Source organism: Campylobacter sp. CH246 (assembly GCF_004378835.1).
Taxonomy (GTDB): Bacteria; Campylobacterota; Campylobacteria; order Campylobacterales; family Campylobacteraceae; genus Campylobacter_D; species Campylobacter_D jejuni.
This window is the reverse complement of the sequence record NZ_RYYA01000005.1, coordinates 37,333-51,629: the sequence shown is the minus strand read 5'-3', so window position 1 is coordinate 51,629 and position 14,297 is coordinate 37,333. Positions and strand designations below refer to the sequence as shown.

The 14,297-nt window shown below is 30.2% G+C and carries 14 protein-coding genes; 10 read left to right on the top strand and 4 right to left on the bottom strand.

The features are described from left to right. Positions 1 to 5: 5 nt before the first annotated feature. From secF to yajC, 3 genes are read right to left on the bottom strand one after another with little or no spacing between them, the layout of a single operon-like run. On the bottom strand, positions 6 to 977 hold the full coding sequence (secF, locus tag ELQ06_RS05050) for a protein translocase subunit SecF (RefSeq protein ID WP_052781736.1): 972 nt from the start codon (positions 975 to 977) through the stop codon (positions 6 to 8). Next, positions 977 to 2,557 carry a protein translocase subunit SecD gene (gene secD, locus ELQ06_RS05045; protein ID WP_052797671.1) on the bottom strand — a complete coding sequence of 527 codons (1,581 nt, stop codon included), beginning with the start codon at positions 2,555 to 2,557 and terminating at the stop codon, positions 977 to 979. Before secD ends, secF begins: the two co-directional genes overlap by 1 nt. Beyond that, positions 2,550 to 2,822 (bottom strand): preprotein translocase subunit YajC, encoded by a 273-nt coding sequence (gene yajC, locus ELQ06_RS05040; RefSeq protein WP_002786346.1) that lies wholly within the window; start codon positions 2,820 to 2,822, stop codon positions 2,550 to 2,552. The genes secD and yajC overlap by 8 nt, the downstream gene beginning before the upstream one ends. Between yajC and ELQ06_RS05035 the strand changes: the two genes are divergently transcribed. Continuing rightward, entirely contained in the window at positions 2,795 to 4,120 is a 1,326-nt protein-coding gene (locus ELQ06_RS05035; RefSeq protein ID WP_052797670.1) for an apolipoprotein N-acyltransferase, read from the top strand. The genes yajC and ELQ06_RS05035 overlap by 28 nt on opposite strands. Positions 4,121 to 4,357: 237 nt before the next feature. Here ELQ06_RS05035 and metK read toward each other — a convergent pair whose 3' ends face one another. After that, positions 4,358 to 5,554, bottom strand: a complete 1,197-nt coding sequence (metK, locus tag ELQ06_RS05030) for a methionine adenosyltransferase (protein ID WP_002866117.1) — start codon at positions 5,552 to 5,554, stop codon at positions 4,358 to 4,360. A 139-nt stretch (positions 5,555 to 5,693) separates the two neighbouring features. Between metK and sstT the strand changes: the two genes are divergently transcribed. The 9 genes from sstT to smpB are packed head-to-tail and all read left to right on the top strand — an operon-like array spanning position 5,694 to position 14,291. Next, on the top strand, positions 5,694 to 6,917 hold the full coding sequence (gene sstT / locus ELQ06_RS05025; RefSeq protein WP_002858067.1) for a serine/threonine transporter SstT: 1,224 nt from the start codon (positions 5,694 to 5,696) through the stop codon (positions 6,915 to 6,917). A 9-nt stretch (positions 6,918 to 6,926) separates the two neighbouring features. Then, positions 6,927 to 7,814, top strand: a complete 888-nt coding sequence (locus tag ELQ06_RS05020) for an aspartate carbamoyltransferase catalytic subunit (protein ID WP_002855708.1) — start codon at positions 6,927 to 6,929, stop codon at positions 7,812 to 7,814. A gap of 3 nt (positions 7,815 to 7,817) precedes the next feature. Next, positions 7,818 to 9,539, top strand: a complete 1,722-nt coding sequence (locus ELQ06_RS05015; RefSeq protein WP_052797669.1) for a M3 family oligoendopeptidase — start codon at positions 7,818 to 7,820, stop codon at positions 9,537 to 9,539. Then, on the top strand, positions 9,533 to 9,970 hold the full coding sequence (locus ELQ06_RS05010; protein ID WP_002852822.1) for a hypothetical protein: 438 nt from the start codon (positions 9,533 to 9,535) through the stop codon (positions 9,968 to 9,970). The genes ELQ06_RS05015 and ELQ06_RS05010 overlap by 7 nt, the downstream gene beginning before the upstream one ends. Further along, positions 9,967 to 12,042 carry a 3'-5' exonuclease gene (locus tag ELQ06_RS05005; RefSeq protein ID WP_052797668.1) on the top strand — a complete coding sequence of 692 codons (2,076 nt, stop codon included), beginning with the start codon at positions 9,967 to 9,969 and terminating at the stop codon, positions 12,040 to 12,042. Before ELQ06_RS05010 ends, ELQ06_RS05005 begins: the two co-directional genes overlap by 4 nt. Continuing rightward, positions 12,039 to 12,857 carry a tRNA pseudouridine(55) synthase TruB gene (truB, locus tag ELQ06_RS05000; RefSeq protein ID WP_002866123.1) on the top strand — a complete coding sequence of 273 codons (819 nt, stop codon included), beginning with the start codon at positions 12,039 to 12,041 and terminating at the stop codon, positions 12,855 to 12,857. The genes ELQ06_RS05005 and truB overlap by 4 nt, the downstream gene beginning before the upstream one ends. After that, positions 12,851 to 13,078, top strand: coding sequence for a carbon storage regulator CsrA (csrA, locus tag ELQ06_RS04995; RefSeq protein ID WP_002852854.1), 228 nt, complete (start codon positions 12,851 to 12,853; stop codon positions 13,076 to 13,078). The genes truB and csrA overlap by 7 nt, the downstream gene beginning before the upstream one ends. Beyond that, positions 13,075 to 13,842 carry a 4-(cytidine 5'-diphospho)-2-C-methyl-D-erythritol kinase gene (locus tag ELQ06_RS04990; protein WP_002877773.1) on the top strand — a complete coding sequence of 256 codons (768 nt, stop codon included), beginning with the start codon at positions 13,075 to 13,077 and terminating at the stop codon, positions 13,840 to 13,842. The genes csrA and ELQ06_RS04990 overlap by 4 nt, the downstream gene beginning before the upstream one ends. Then, a complete protein-coding gene (smpB, locus tag ELQ06_RS04985; RefSeq protein ID WP_002852861.1) occupies positions 13,839 to 14,291 on the top strand; it encodes an SsrA-binding protein SmpB in 453 nt (150 codons plus the stop codon). Before ELQ06_RS04990 ends, smpB begins: the two co-directional genes overlap by 4 nt. The last annotated feature ends 6 nt before the right edge of the window (positions 14,292 to 14,297 follow it).

Here is a 14,297-nt window from a genome sequence, read left to right as displayed (position 1 = left end):
TCTCCTTACACAGTTCCTTTTTCATACATTGCACGATTGCGTTCTTTATCTTGTTTTCTTTTTGCTTTTTCAATTTCTTTATTTCTAAACTCAAGCACACTAAATTTAAACCATAATAATGTCGGACTTGCAACAAAGATAGAGCTTAAAGTTCCCGCTATAATACCTACAATTAAAGCCAAAGAAAATCCTTGTATCATTTCCCCGCCAAAGAAATAAAGTATCACAACGGTTGCTAAAGTCAACCCTGAAGTTAAAACCGTTCTTGATAAAGTTGCTGAAACACTTTCATTAATAATAGGTGCAAGTTCGGTTTTTTTACTTGTTTTAATACCTTCTCTGATTCTATCAAAAATAATAATTGTATCATTTAAAGAGTACCCAAGCACAGTTAAAACAGCAGCCAAAGTATCTAAATTGACATCAATTTTAAATAAAGAAATTGCCCCTAAAGTAATCACAACATCATGAATTTCACTGATTATAGCCGCAAGAGCAAAACGCCACTCAAAACGCAATGCTATATAAATTAAAATTGCTATCAAAGATACAGCTATAGCCATAAGTCCTTTATTTCTAAGTTCATCACCTACTTTTGGACCTACCACATCAGCACGACGCACTTCAAATTTTCCCGTATCCTTTAAAAGAATGCTTATATGCTCACCTATATCATTGCTTACATTATCATTACTTCCTAAAAAGCGTATAGTTACTTCTTCATTGCTTCCAAACTCAGTTACAGATAAATTTTGAAAAGTTCCTTGATTTTCTAAAATTTCTCGAATTTGCGTTATAGGAGCTGCATTTTCATATTTAAGCTGAACTAAAGTTCCTCCGCTAAAATCAATGCCATATTGCAAACCCCTATCCCAAAGTAAATAAATAGAACTAAAAAACAAAATAAAAGAAAAGGAAATAGCAGCAAAACGCATTCTCATAAAATCATAAATTTTCTTTTCGCTAAAAAACTGCATTATCTTCTCCTATAACCAAACCAAAATCTTGTATTATTATTTTTTTCTATGCGTTGCATAAAATAATCAAACATTCCGTGAGTTCCTAAAATAGCTGTAATCATAGAAACAACGATACCAATTCCCAAAGTCACAGCAAAACCTTTAACTGCTCCTATTCCATAGGCATAAAGTGCTACCGAAGTAACTAAAGAAGTGATATTTGAATCTATAATCGCACTCATAGCATTTTTATAACCTTGTTCTATACTAACTCTTATATTTACTCCATCTCGCAAGAGTTCTCGTATACGCTCATTGATAATCACATTTGCATCTACTGCCATACCCACAGTTAAAACAAGTCCTGCCATCCCTGGTAAAGTTAAAGTTGCTCCAAACATAGCCATAACGGCAACTACTACCAAAACATTAACTAGCATTGCAATATTTGCAAAAATTCCTGCCACACCGTAATACATCATCATAAATACTACAATAAAAACCGATGCACCGATTAAGGCTATCATACTCATTTTAATACTATCAGCACCTAAAGATGGTCCTATGCTTCTTTGTTCAAGTAATTTTACAGGCGCAAGCAAAGCTCCACTTCTTAAAGCTACCGCCACATCGCGTGCTTCTTCTTGAGTAAAAGCTCCACTGATTTGCCCACTACCTCCGCCTATGCGTTCATTAATAGATGGAGCAGAATATACTTTATTATCAAGTACAATAGCAAGACGCTTTCCAACATTTGCTCCTGTATAATCAGCAAATTTTTTAGAACCCTCGGCATTTAAAGTAAAATTAATCACAGGATAATTACTCTTATCGCTAAGTCCTACTCTAGCATCAGTAAGCATAGATCCATCTAAAATAGGTATACTTTTTAAGGTATATTTTAAATTTGGATTTCTAGAATCAGGCACTAAAATCAGTCCATAACTCGCAGCCTCAGCATCACTCATTGTAGAAGCTTGACCCATTTTAGAATCATCAACTTCCATAAGTTGCAAATGTGCTGCTTTTGTGATGCGTTCTTTTGCTCTTAATTCGTCTTCTTTGGTTTTAATCCCAGCAAGTTCAACCAAAATCTTATCATCACCTTGTTTAGCAACTGTTGGCTCTGCTAAACCAAATTGATCAAGCCTATTTCTTATGGTTTCAACTGCTTGTAAAAGTGCAAAATTTTCTATATTTTTTACTTCTTCTGAGGTAAAAGAAATTTTATAGTGCATATTTTCACTTTGTATATTAATTCCTTTTATTTCTTTAAGCAAATTTTCAACTTTTGCAACATCCGCATTATCGAGCAAAGTAAATTCTAAAATATCATCATGGGTATTTAAGCCATCATTTAAAATATTTTCTTTATTAAAAGAATAACTCAATGAAGATGCAATTGATTTTATTTTAGATTTTACAGCTTCTTCATTATCTACACCTAAGAGCATATAAAGCCCACCTTGCAAATCAAGACCTAAATTAATCTTCGCACCACGTTCTGACTGCAAAAAAGAAGGGAGTGAAAAAGCCACTCCAAAAATAAATACCGCCATAAAAATAATCAAGCGATAATTGATTTTAGAATTACGCATCAATTTTCTTTGCTATAAATTCTCTTGAAATTTTTGCAGTAACATTATCTTCATTAAGCTTAACTTTGATAAAATCCTCCTCTGGTTTTACGACTTCACAAATAAGTCCGCCATTGGTGATGATTTTATCTCCTTTTTGCAAAGACTCAAGCATTTGTTTATGTGCTTTTGCTTGTTTTTGTTGTGGTCTAATTACCAAGAAATAAAAAATTGCAAATAACACTACAAGAGGTAACAATGAAGTTAAAATTGAATTTTCTGCCATATTTTTCCTTTATTCCAAAAAAATTAAACACTAATTCTATCATTTTTAAAATAATAAAAGTCTTTTTTATTGCAATTTTACTTTCAAATTCTATTTATCTATCATTTTTTGAAAATATTTTTACACAAACCATTAGTCCATTTTTAGCTATTTGGGGGTTAGTTTTACTTCTAAAAAGTAAAACTTCTAAACAATATTTTTGGATAGGTTTTTTTGTAGGGATTCTTTGGTTTTGGTGGATTGGTTTATCTTCAATTTATTTTAATCTAAACTATTTAGTACCAATTATACCAATTATCATTGGTTTTATTTATGGGTTACTTTTTAGATTATGTTATTTATTAAAATTTGATTTTTTAAGGCTTTGTGGAATTTTTTGCATAAGTTTTATCCATCCTTTAGGATTTGATTGGTTTAATTGGGGGATTTTTACAGTTTATGGTTTTTTTGACCCAAGTTATCGTGGCATTATTTGCATATTTTTAATAGCATATTTCATCTATGAGGGTTATATATCAAGATATTATAAAATAGCAATTGTTCTTATTTTATTCTTTAGTGGATTTCAATATAATGAAAAACAAGCTCAAACTCTTAATTTAAACTACAAACTCATCAATACTAATATCTCTCAAGATCAAAAATTTTTACAAGAAAATTTAAAATCAAATTCTGATATCTTAATTCAAGATATACTTCAAGCTATAAATGAAAAAAAAGAACTTGTAATCTTGCCTGAAACCGCTTTTGCTTTTGATTTAAAAAATACCAAATATGAGCTTATGCTTAAAGAATTATCTTATAAAATCACCATTATTACAGGAGCATTTCATGTTGAAAAAGAGCATACTTACAATAGCACTTATATCTTTAAAAAAGGCAATGTCTATATTTTAAATAAGTATTTTTTAGTTCCCTTTGGTGAAGAAATTCCATTTTTTAAAGACTTAACAAAAAAATATTTTCTTAAAAATATTGAAGAATTTTCTAAAGGTCCTATACAAAGCAAATATAAATTAGATAATCAAATTATCACAAATGCAATTTGTTATGAAGCTACCAAAGAACAAAACTATCAAAATTCACAAATTATTATAGCCCTAAGCAACAATGCTTGGTTTAATAATAGCAGCGAATACAAACTCCAGCAACTCTTAATGAAATTTTATGCAAGTAAATATGGGGTTAGTGTTTATCATGCTACAAATGGCAAAGAGAATATAGTTATACTCCCTAAAAAGCTTTTAAGTAAAGATTGGAAAAATTTATCCAAAGAAATATTTAATGATAAAAAATAATATTAAAATTTTAATTTTAAAGTAATTTAAGTTATTTTATATTATAATTCTGTCAAACAATATTTTGACTTAGAGGGGTTTTTACCCCAAAAGCTAAATTAATTTAGCTTCCTTCCTAACTTTTATATTTATGGGGGATATTGAAAAATATCCCTCTAAGTCAAAAATTAATATAACTTTATTAATTCTTTATAATTATACAAGCCTTATTTAAGCTTGTATAATATTGTTAATTTTTTAAAGTAGTTTTTTAAACTGCTCTAGAGCATCAAGTTTTTCCCAAGGATAGTCCTTTTGTCCTACTTGCCCACGAGCTGCTACATCTGCATAAAGAAAAGTTTCTTTACTTGGTTTATCCAGATGAAATTTATCGCGAATCCAATTTGGTGTTAAAGAGAAATTTTGCATTACAAAATCACTTAAAACATCATCATTTACACTGGTATTTGTACCCATACAATCCACGCTTACCGAAGTAGGTTTTGCAACACCTATAGCATAGCTAAGTTGAACAATACATTTTTTAGCAAGCCCTGCTGCAACTATGTTTTTAGCTAGCCATCTACCTGCATAAAGTCCACTTCTATCAACCTTAGTATAATCTTTGCTCGATTGTGCGCCACCACCTATTGGAGAATAACCTCCAAAACTATCTACTATAAGTTTTCTTCCTGTTAAACCACTATCATGCAAAGAAGAGTGATTGACATATTTACCAGTTGGATTAATTAAAATTCTAGTTTTATTAGGATCAAAAAGTTCTTTTGGTAAATTACTATCTAAGATAAGTTTCATCACCAAAGATCTTAAATCTTCTATTTTCATACTTTCAACACAAGGTGCAGAAACTACTATAGTATGGATACTTTGCGGTTCGCAATTTTCAAAATTCGCCTTAGTACCATAATCAATAGTTACTTGAGTTTTAATATCTACTCCAAGTTCATGTGGATTTGCTTTTGCATAAGCATAAACTCTATCGCATAGCATTCTTGCATAACTAATAGCTGCTGGCATGTATTCTTCAGCTTCGCAACTTGCAAAACCAAACATAATACCTTGATCGCCTGCTCCTGTTTCGCCATCTTCTTGATCGACACCTTGATTGATATCAGGGCTTTGTTCATTTAAAAACACCATAACATCAACTTCATCAGGATGCAAACACTGCTCTTTACTAAAATGCCCTGCTCCGTCATAACCAATGTTTTTTAAAACATCTTTAACTAAATTATCGTAATCAGCTTTACTAAGTTTGTGATTTGACTTAACTTCGCCTCCTATCACAACCTTATTTCCTGCGACAAAAACCTCACTCGCCACCCTTGAATTTTTGTCATTTTTCAAGAGTATATCCACTATCGTATCAGCGATTATATCAGCGCACTTGTCTGGATGACCTGCACTTACGACTTCTGAAGTGAATAGATACATAAAAAGTCCTTTCATTTAAAATGAACCACAATTGTATCCAAATAAACTTATCAAAGCTTGATAAATTAAAAATTCTCTAAAATTAAGCAAAAGTTAGCTAAAATCAACTTCTGATATAAAAAATATTTAAAAGGTTTTTATGTTTTCTAAAATCATTCAAAGCTACGCTAAAGGCAACCTCATAGTTCAAATTTGTATAGGTATAGCACTAGGAATACTTATAGGCATTAGTTCTAAAGAAATATCTGAAATTGCAAATTTACTTGGAATACTTTTTACAAGTGCCTTAAAAGCTATCGCTCCTATGCTTGTTTTTATTTTAATTTTAACCTCAATTTGCACTAAAGATTTTTCTCAAAGTGGTGCTAAGATCAAAAATATTATCATTTTATATATAGTAGGCACCTTTTTTGCTTCAGCTTGTGCAGTTCTTGCTAATTTTTTCTTCCCTGTAAAGCTTGTTTTAGATGGAGTTCAAACTGCTACAAACTCATCTCCAACCCACATGAGTGATATTTTCAAAGATCTTTTATTTAAAATTGTTGATAATCCCATAAATGCTCTTTCAAGTGGAAATTATTTAGGAATTTTAACTTGGGCAATAGCTGGAGGTATAGCATTAAAACACTGTTCTAACGAAGCAAAACAAGTTTTTATAGACATTAATGAAGGGGTTTTAAAAATTGTTAAATTTGTAGTAAAACTTGCTCCTTTTGGAATTTTTGGACTTGTGGCTAATTCTGTAGCACAAACAGGAGCACAAGGTTTACTAAGTTATGTAAAACTTTTAATTTTACTTGTAGCTACTATGCTTTTTGTTACTTTTGTTATCAATGCCTTAATAGTCTTTTTTTATACAAGAAAAAATCCTTTTCCTTTGATTTTTATCTGCTTAAGGCACAGTGCATTTTTTGCCTTTTTTACAAGAAGTTCAGCGGCAAATATTCCTGTAAATATGGCACTTTGCGCTAAACTTGGCATAGATAAAGAATTTTATGGCATTTCTATACCTTTAGGAGCTACTATCAACATGGCAGGAGCAGCAGTTACTATAGCTATTTTAAGTCTTACTGCAGCCAATACCGTTGGTATAGAAATCAGTCTTTTACAAGCCTTTTTATTAAGCATTATTGCTACCTTTGCAGCTTGTGGGGCTAGCGGAGTTGCGGGCGGATCTTTACTGCTTATACCTTTGGCTTGTTCTTTATTTAATATAGACTATGATATTGCTATGAAGGTAGTTGCCATAGGTTTTATTATAGGGGTTATTCAAGATAGTGTTGAAACTGCTTTAAATAGTTCTACAGATGTTCTTTTTACAGCAATTTGTTCTAAAAATGAATTAAATTACAATATCAAATAAGGTAAAAACATGCGTCATCTCATCACTACAAAAGATTTTAATAAAGTCGAAATTATGGAGCTTTTTAAAGAAGCAAGTGATTTCTTAGATGAAAAACCTAGAACTTTTCTTAAAGGAAAAAGTATCACGACAATTTTTTTTGAAAACTCTACACGCACCCTTTCATCTTTTGAAAGCGCTGCAAGAAGATTAGGCGCTAGGGTTTTACGCCTTGATGTTTCAAGATCAAGCTCTAGCAAAGGAGAAACTCTTTATGATACTGCTGCTAATTTAGATGCCATGAGTCCTAATGCTATTGTTGTAAGACACGCAAACTCAGGAGTTCCCTTGATATTAGCAAAGCATATGCATTGTCCAGTTGTTAATGGAGGAGATGGAAAACACGCCCATCCTACTCAAGCTTTGCTAGATTTATTTACTATTTATAATCATTTTCAAGGTGATGTCGAAGGTAAGAAAATTTGCATCGTAGGTGATATTAAAAATTCCCGCGTTGCAGCGTCTAATATAGAACTTTTAAGCAGATTTAATCTTGATATTACCCTAGTAGCTCCACCGCATTTTATGCCTAATACCCATCTTAAAAAACATTATAAGCTTGATGAGAATATCATAGCAAATTCAGATATTATCATGAGTCTTAGAACACAAACAGAAAGACATAATAAAACCGTTTACGCTTCACTTAAAGACTATGCAAATGATTTTTGTATTCAAAAAAGCTTAGTAAAAGATAAAAAGCTTATTTTACTACATCCAGGCCCTGTAAATCGCAATATTGACATAAGCGATGAAATGATGAGCGATGAAAGAACTTTAGTTTTAAAACAAGTTAAAAATGGAGTGGCCATTAGAATGGCTGTTCTTAAAAAACTCATATTAGAAAATGAAGGATAAAAAATGTTAGAATGGGATTTAAGTGCTTTATTCCACGATAAAGAAGCATTACAAAATTTTACACAAGATCAAATCCAACAAAGTTTAAATTTCAAAAAAAACTATGAAAATAAACTTTATGCATTAAATGCTAATGAGTTTTTGCAAGCTTTAAAAGATTATGAAAATTTAAATCAAGCTCTTGGTAAAATCATGACTTATGCTTATTTGCTTTTTGCTAAAAACACTCAAAATGGTTCTTTTTACGCACAATACGAAGAAGAATGCAAAAAAATAGAAGAAAATTTACTCTTTTTCGAGCTTGAATTTTGCGAGTTAGCTCCTGAGAAAAGTCGAGAATTTACAACTTTTTGCAAAGATTATGATTTTTATCTTTCTAATTTATTGCAAAACAAACGCTATAATCTTAGCAAAAACGAAGAACGCATTATGCTTTATCTTTCAAATACAGGTGCAAATGCTTTTAGTAGACTTTTTGATGAAAGTATGAGTGCTTTAAAAATCCCTTTTGAAGGTAAAAAACTTAGCGAAGAAGAAATTCTAAGCAAAATGTATGATGAAGATAGAAAGATACGCAAAAAAGCTGCTAAAAAATTCAGTAAAGTTTTGCAAAAAAATAGCAGACTTTTAAGTTTTATTATCAATATGATAAAAACAGAAAGAAAAAATATAAGCTTATTAAGAGGTTATGAAAATGCTGAAATTTCAAGACATATCAGCAATCAAATTTCACAAAAAAGCGTTGATTCTTTGATAGCAAGTGCGCAAAAACATTTTAACTTAGTATCGCAATTTTACAAAAGAAAAAAACAAATTTTAGGCTATGATGAGCTTAAAGACTATGATAGATATGCACCCATAGGAAAAGAAGCAAGTTTTGATTTTAAAACAAGTAAAAATATTGTTTTAGAGGCATTTCAAGCTTTTTCTCCGCAATTTTATAATATAGCAAAAAATGCTTTTAATCAAGGCTGGATTGATGTTTATCCACAAGAAAATAAACAAGGGGGTGCTTTTTCACATTCTGCAACTTCTGATGCACATCCTTTTGTTTTATTAAACTACACCGATAAAAGACGCGATCTTTTTACACTTGCACATGAATTAGGACACACCATCCATCAAAAACTTTCTTATAATGTAAGCTATTTAAATCAAAACACGCCTTTAACCACCGCAGAAACAGCTTCAGTTTTTGCTGAAATGCTCGTATTTGATTTTATTAAAGATAAGTTAAAAAAAGAAGAACTCCTATCTTTATATGCAAATAAAATCGAAGATATTTTTGCAACTTTTTATAGACAAATTAATTTTACTTGTTTTGAAAGACGCTTACATGCTCAAGAAAATGAACTTAGCACCGAAGAAATCAATAAAATTTGGATGGAAGAATCTCAAAGGATGTTTCAAGACAGCGTAAAACTTACAAAAAATTATGCTTCTTGGTGGAGTTATATTCCTCATTTTATCCATTCTCCTTTTTACTGCTATGCTTATGCCTATGCACAACTTTTAGTTTTAGCTCTTTATGGACTTTACAAAAGTAAAAAATGTGAAAATTTTAAAGAACTTTATATCAAAATGCTTTCTTTAGGTGGAAGCGTGAGTCCAAAAGAACTAGTAGGAATGTTTGGATTTGATATAGAAGATGAAAATTTTTGGGAAATAGGCATAAAAGAAATTCAAAAACTCATCAATGAATTCATGGAGTTACAATCATGCTAGAAACAATCTTAAAAAATGAAAATTTTATCCATACCATGCAAAAGCATTGTTATGAAGTTATTTCACACCTTATAGAAGAAAATATAGAATTTTCCATAGTTGCAAATACAAATTTCATAGATTTTAACCCTGAACTTCCCAAAGAGCTTGATATTAAACAAAATCCTTATGCTCTTTTTGCTCTTGGAGGATACACCTTTGAATCCATACAACTAAATAAAGATTTCATTCAATTTCACGCAGGTTTTGGAAATGATGATTTTGATAGTTTTGTAAAGGTTGATTTAGGAGCTATCACGCAAATTCAAGTAGAAAATAGCATTTTATTCGTTAATTTTAGTCTTTATAAACGTGAAGATAGCAAAAATTTACAAAAATCTAAAAATATATTTTTAAATAATCCAAAAAATAAAGATATTTTCAAAAAATGAATCTATTTGAAGATTTAAATGATAGTCAAAAACAAGCGGTAAGCCACATTGATGGAGCCATGCTTATCCTAGCAGGCGCAGGTAGTGGAAAAACCAAAACTATCACCACTCGTCTTGCTTATCTTATCGGTGAAGTAGGCATCCCCTCACATAACACTCTTACTCTTACTTTTACAAATAAAGCAGCTAGTGTTATGCGTCATAGAGCATTAAATTTTCTACAAGGCAATCACAATCCTTTGCTTTGCACCTTTCATAAATTTGGACTTTTATTTTTAAAACTCCATTTTGAAAGATTGGAGCGTAAAAATAGTTTTATTGTTATCGATACAGATGATACAAAAAAAATAATTAAAGACTTAATCCATGATAAAAACAAAGATAATGTCTATGATATTATCCAATACATATCTTATTGCAAAAATGAAGGCAAAAGAGTAAGCAATGTCTTTGAAGATTTAAATTTACTAAAAGAACATAATTTTGAAAAATATCAAAATGAATACAAATTTGCCAACTATTACCGTGCTTATGAAGAATACTTATTAAAGCAAAATTTTGTAGATTTTGATGATCTTTTATTGCTAAGCAATCTCATTTTAGAAAATGATATAAATTTTGCCAAAGAACAAAGCTTACTTTATAATTACATTACAGTTGATGAGTATCAAGATACTAATACCTTGCAATATAAAATTCTAAAAAATCTATGTTGTATGCATGAAAATATCACAGTTGTTGGTGATGATGATCAAAGTATTTATAGTTGGCGTGGAGCAAAAATTGAAAATATTTTAAATTTTCAAAACGATTTTAAAAATGTTAAACTTGTAAAACTTGAACAAAACTATCGTTCAGTAGGGACTATTTTACAAGCAGCAAATAATCTCATATCTCACAATGAGCAACGACTTGGAAAAACTTTAATCTGCACTAAAGATACTGGGGAAAATATTAAAATATTAAAAAACGAAAACGAAAAAGATGAAGGTTTATATATCGCTCAAGAAGTGAAAAAATTGCTAAATTCTGGAGTAGAAGCTAAAGAGATCGCCGTTTTATTTCGAGTTAATGCACTATCAAGAGCAATAGAAGAAGCATTTATGAAGGAAAAAATTTCTTATAAACTGCTTAGCGGTATGCGTTTTTATGAGAGATTAGAAATAAAAGATTTAATCTCGTATCTTAGACTTATCTTAAATCCAAATGATGATTTGTCGTTTAGGCGTATTATTAATCGCCCTAAAAGATCCATAGGAGAAAAAGCCCTAAAAAATTTAGAAGAATATGCAAAAAAACGTCAAATTTCACTTTTTGATGCCTTATGTGAAAGCGATGGCGGTGTAGGAATTTTAACAACAAAAAAAGCACAAAATGAAGCAAATATTTTTATACAAAATATTCACACTCTAAAAAGCTACGATAATGCAAAAAAAGTTTTTGACAATATAGAAGAATTATTTAAAATCAAAGATTATTTTTCAGAGCAAGATGATGGAGATGAAAGAATCAGAAATCTTGATGAGTTTTATGCTAATCTAAGAGAAAAACTCAAAGAAGATCCCGAAGCTTCTTTAGAAGATCTACTTAGTGAAATTTCTTTATTAAGTGATCAAGATAATTTAGATGAAGAATGTGTTTGCTTGATGAGTATTCATGCTAGCAAAGGTTTGGAATTTGATTATGTTTTTATAATAGGCTTTGATGAAGGATTTTTTCCTTTAAATAGCGAAGAAAATCTCGAAGAAGAACGCCGTCTTGCTTATGTTGCCATCACTCGCGCCAAGAAATTTCTCACAATAAGTGTTGCAAATTCTCGTTTTTATCATGGTTCAAGAGCAAATATCAATCCTAGTCGCTTCTTAGAAGAAAGTAAATTAATCAATAAAAAATCAAAAAATCAAAATATACAAAAAACTAGTTTTTGCAAAGGAGATCTAGTTAAACATAAAATTTTTGGCATTGGCAGGGTTGTTGAAGTTAATAAAAGCGGAAAAGAGGAAAAGCTTAATATTAATTTTGGTGGTATAATGCGTGTAATCATGGCAAGCTTTGTGGAAAAAGCAGTATGAATAAGATCTTTGCAGCCTTTAAACCAAGAGGTTTGAGTTCTAATGCCTTTTTAAGTACTTTAAAGAAAAAATATAAAAATAAAAAAGCAGGATATTCTGGCACTCTTGATCCTTTCGCCAAAGGGGTTTTAATCGTTGCGTTTGGACAATACACAAAACTTTTCCGATTTTTAAAAAAAACTCCAAAAACCTATAAAGCTACTTTATGGCTTGGAGTTTACTCCTTAAGTCTTGATGATCAAAATATAAAAGAAATTAAAAATATAAAAGAATTTGATCTTGCAAATTTACAACAAATCATTGATCAAATGCAAGGAATTATCTCCTATACACCGCCGCAATTTAGCGCCAAAAGAATCAATGGAACTCGCGCCTATGAACTTGCAAAAAAAGGTATAGAAGCAAATTTAAAACCTTGCCAAATGGAAGTATTTGATTGCAAGATTTTAAGCTATAATCATCCTTTTTTAAATATCGAAATCACAGTCAGTGAAGGTGCTTATATAAGATCTTATTGCGAACTTTTTGCTAGAAAACTAGGTATTAATGCGACTTTAAGCTCTTTAGAGCGCATTAAAGAAGGCAAATTTGTTTATAATAATGAGAAAAGCTTAAATGTGTTAAAATACATTAACCTAAAGCCAAATTTTATCAAGGATTTAAATAAACTCGAAAATGGTGCTAAAATTTTTGTCGAAGAATTAAAATTTCATGATGAAGGAGATTATTATATTGAAACAGAAAAATATTTTAGCATAATTAATATTAAAGAAAATACAGTAAAATATCTTCTAAATAAGGTTGAAAAATGTTAATATTATCAAGAAAAGAAAATGAAAGTATAATTATCGGAGAAGGTATAGAAATCAAAGTCGTTCAAACAGGGAAAGGATATGCCAAAATAGGCATAGAAGCTCCAAAATCCCTTATGATACTTAGAAAAGAACTTGTTCAACAAGTAAAGGATGAAAATTTGCATTCTGTTGTTCAGAATGATATTAAACTTGATGACTTAAGCAAAAAACTAATCAAATGAAAGCTTACGCTAAAGCAAATATTTTTTTAAAACTTACCGGTTTTGACTCAAGAAAATATCATCTTTTAGAATCACGATTTATACTTTTAAAAGATCTTTTTGATGAGCTTGAGCTTGTTGATAAAGAATCAGACTCTAAAAAAGAATTTGAAATCATTAGTAATTTTAAATGCGAAAATAATATTATTCAAAAGGCTTACTTACTACTTTCTAAAAGATATAACAACGAATTAAAAGAATTATTTAGCAAAAAAAGCCTAAAACTCACAAAAAATATCCCAGTATGTGCTGGACTTGGCGGTGGAAGTAGCGATTGTGCGAGTTTTTTACTACTAATGAATGAAACCCTAAATTTAAAATTAAACCTACAAGAACTTATAAATTTAAGCATACAACTAGGAAGCGATATTGCCTTTTTTTTAAGTGGCTTTCACTCTGCTAATGTAAGTGGCTGTGGCGAAATTATAGAAGAATTTGAAGATGACATACCTAATTTAAAATGGACTTTTCCACAAATATCTTGCCAAACTAAAGCTGTTTATGATGAATTTGATAGAGGAATATTTGACTTTCAAAAAAACAATAATCAAGCGCAAATCTACAAAAAACTCAGCACAAAAGAGTTGTTACAAAATTTTAAAAACAAAGAATTAAATGATTTATTTACTCCTTGTGCAACTTTATATCCTAAAATGAAGTCTTACTTACAAGAAGATTTTTTTCTAAGCGGTAGCGGTAGTAGTGTTTTTAAGGTTGATCGATGAAAATTATTGCGAGAAATAAAAAAGCTTTATTTGATTATAGCATCATAGAACGCTTTGAAGCCGGAATTGTCCTTAAAGGAAGTGAAGTTGTAGCCTTAAGAGCAGGAAGAGCAAATCTTAAAGACTCTTTTGTTCGCATTATAAAAAATGAGATTTTTTTACTTAATTCTCATATTTCATTGCTTCATACTACACATTCTTTCTATAAACACGAAGAAAGAGGTGCTAGAAAGCTTTTAATGCATAGAAAGCAAATTGATAAATTATTAGGTAAAGTAAGTATAGAAGGATATACTATTGTTGCATTAGATCTTTATTTTAACACAAAAAATAAAGTAAAAGCCACTCTTGCTTTAGCTAAAGGGAAAAATTTGCACGACAAGCGTGAAACTTTAAAGAAAAAGCAAGCCGATTTAGAAGCTAGAGCTGCTATGAAAAATTATAAATAAAGGAAA

What these genes read in the sequence shown, in the direction of transcription:
- secF (WP_052781736.1), bottom strand. Translation starts at nt 977, where the DNA reads ATGCAGTTTTTTAGCGAAAAGAAAATTTATGATTTTATGAGAATGCGT.
- secD (WP_052797671.1), bottom strand. Translation starts at nt 2,557, where the DNA reads ATGCGTAATTCTAAAATCAATTATCGCTTGATTATTTTTATGGCGGTA.
- ELQ06_RS05035 (WP_052797670.1), top strand. Translation starts at nt 2,795, where the DNA reads ATGAAGTTAAAATTGAATTTTCTGCCATATTTTTCCTTTATTCCAAAA.
- yajC (WP_002786346.1), bottom strand. Translation starts at nt 2,822, where the DNA reads ATGGCAGAAAATTCAATTTTAACTTCATTGTTACCTCTTGTAGTGTTA.
- metK (WP_002866117.1), bottom strand. Translation starts at nt 5,554, where the DNA reads ATGTATCTATTCACTTCAGAAGTCGTAAGTGCAGGTCATCCAGACAAG.
- sstT (WP_002858067.1), top strand. Translation starts at nt 5,694, where the DNA reads ATGTTTTCTAAAATCATTCAAAGCTACGCTAAAGGCAACCTCATAGTT.
- ELQ06_RS05020 (WP_002855708.1), top strand. Translation starts at nt 6,927, where the DNA reads ATGCGTCATCTCATCACTACAAAAGATTTTAATAAAGTCGAAATTATG.
- ELQ06_RS05015 (WP_052797669.1), top strand. Translation starts at nt 7,818, where the DNA reads ATGTTAGAATGGGATTTAAGTGCTTTATTCCACGATAAAGAAGCATTA.
- ELQ06_RS05010 (WP_002852822.1), top strand. Translation starts at nt 9,533, where the DNA reads ATGCTAGAAACAATCTTAAAAAATGAAAATTTTATCCATACCATGCAA.
- ELQ06_RS05005 (WP_052797668.1), top strand. Translation starts at nt 9,967, where the DNA reads ATGAATCTATTTGAAGATTTAAATGATAGTCAAAAACAAGCGGTAAGC.
- truB (WP_002866123.1), top strand. Translation starts at nt 12,039, where the DNA reads ATGAATAAGATCTTTGCAGCCTTTAAACCAAGAGGTTTGAGTTCTAAT.
- csrA (WP_002852854.1), top strand. Translation starts at nt 12,851, where the DNA reads ATGTTAATATTATCAAGAAAAGAAAATGAAAGTATAATTATCGGAGAA.
- ELQ06_RS04990 (WP_002877773.1), top strand. Translation starts at nt 13,075, where the DNA reads ATGAAAGCTTACGCTAAAGCAAATATTTTTTTAAAACTTACCGGTTTT.
- smpB (WP_002852861.1), top strand. Translation starts at nt 13,839, where the DNA reads ATGAAAATTATTGCGAGAAATAAAAAAGCTTTATTTGATTATAGCATC.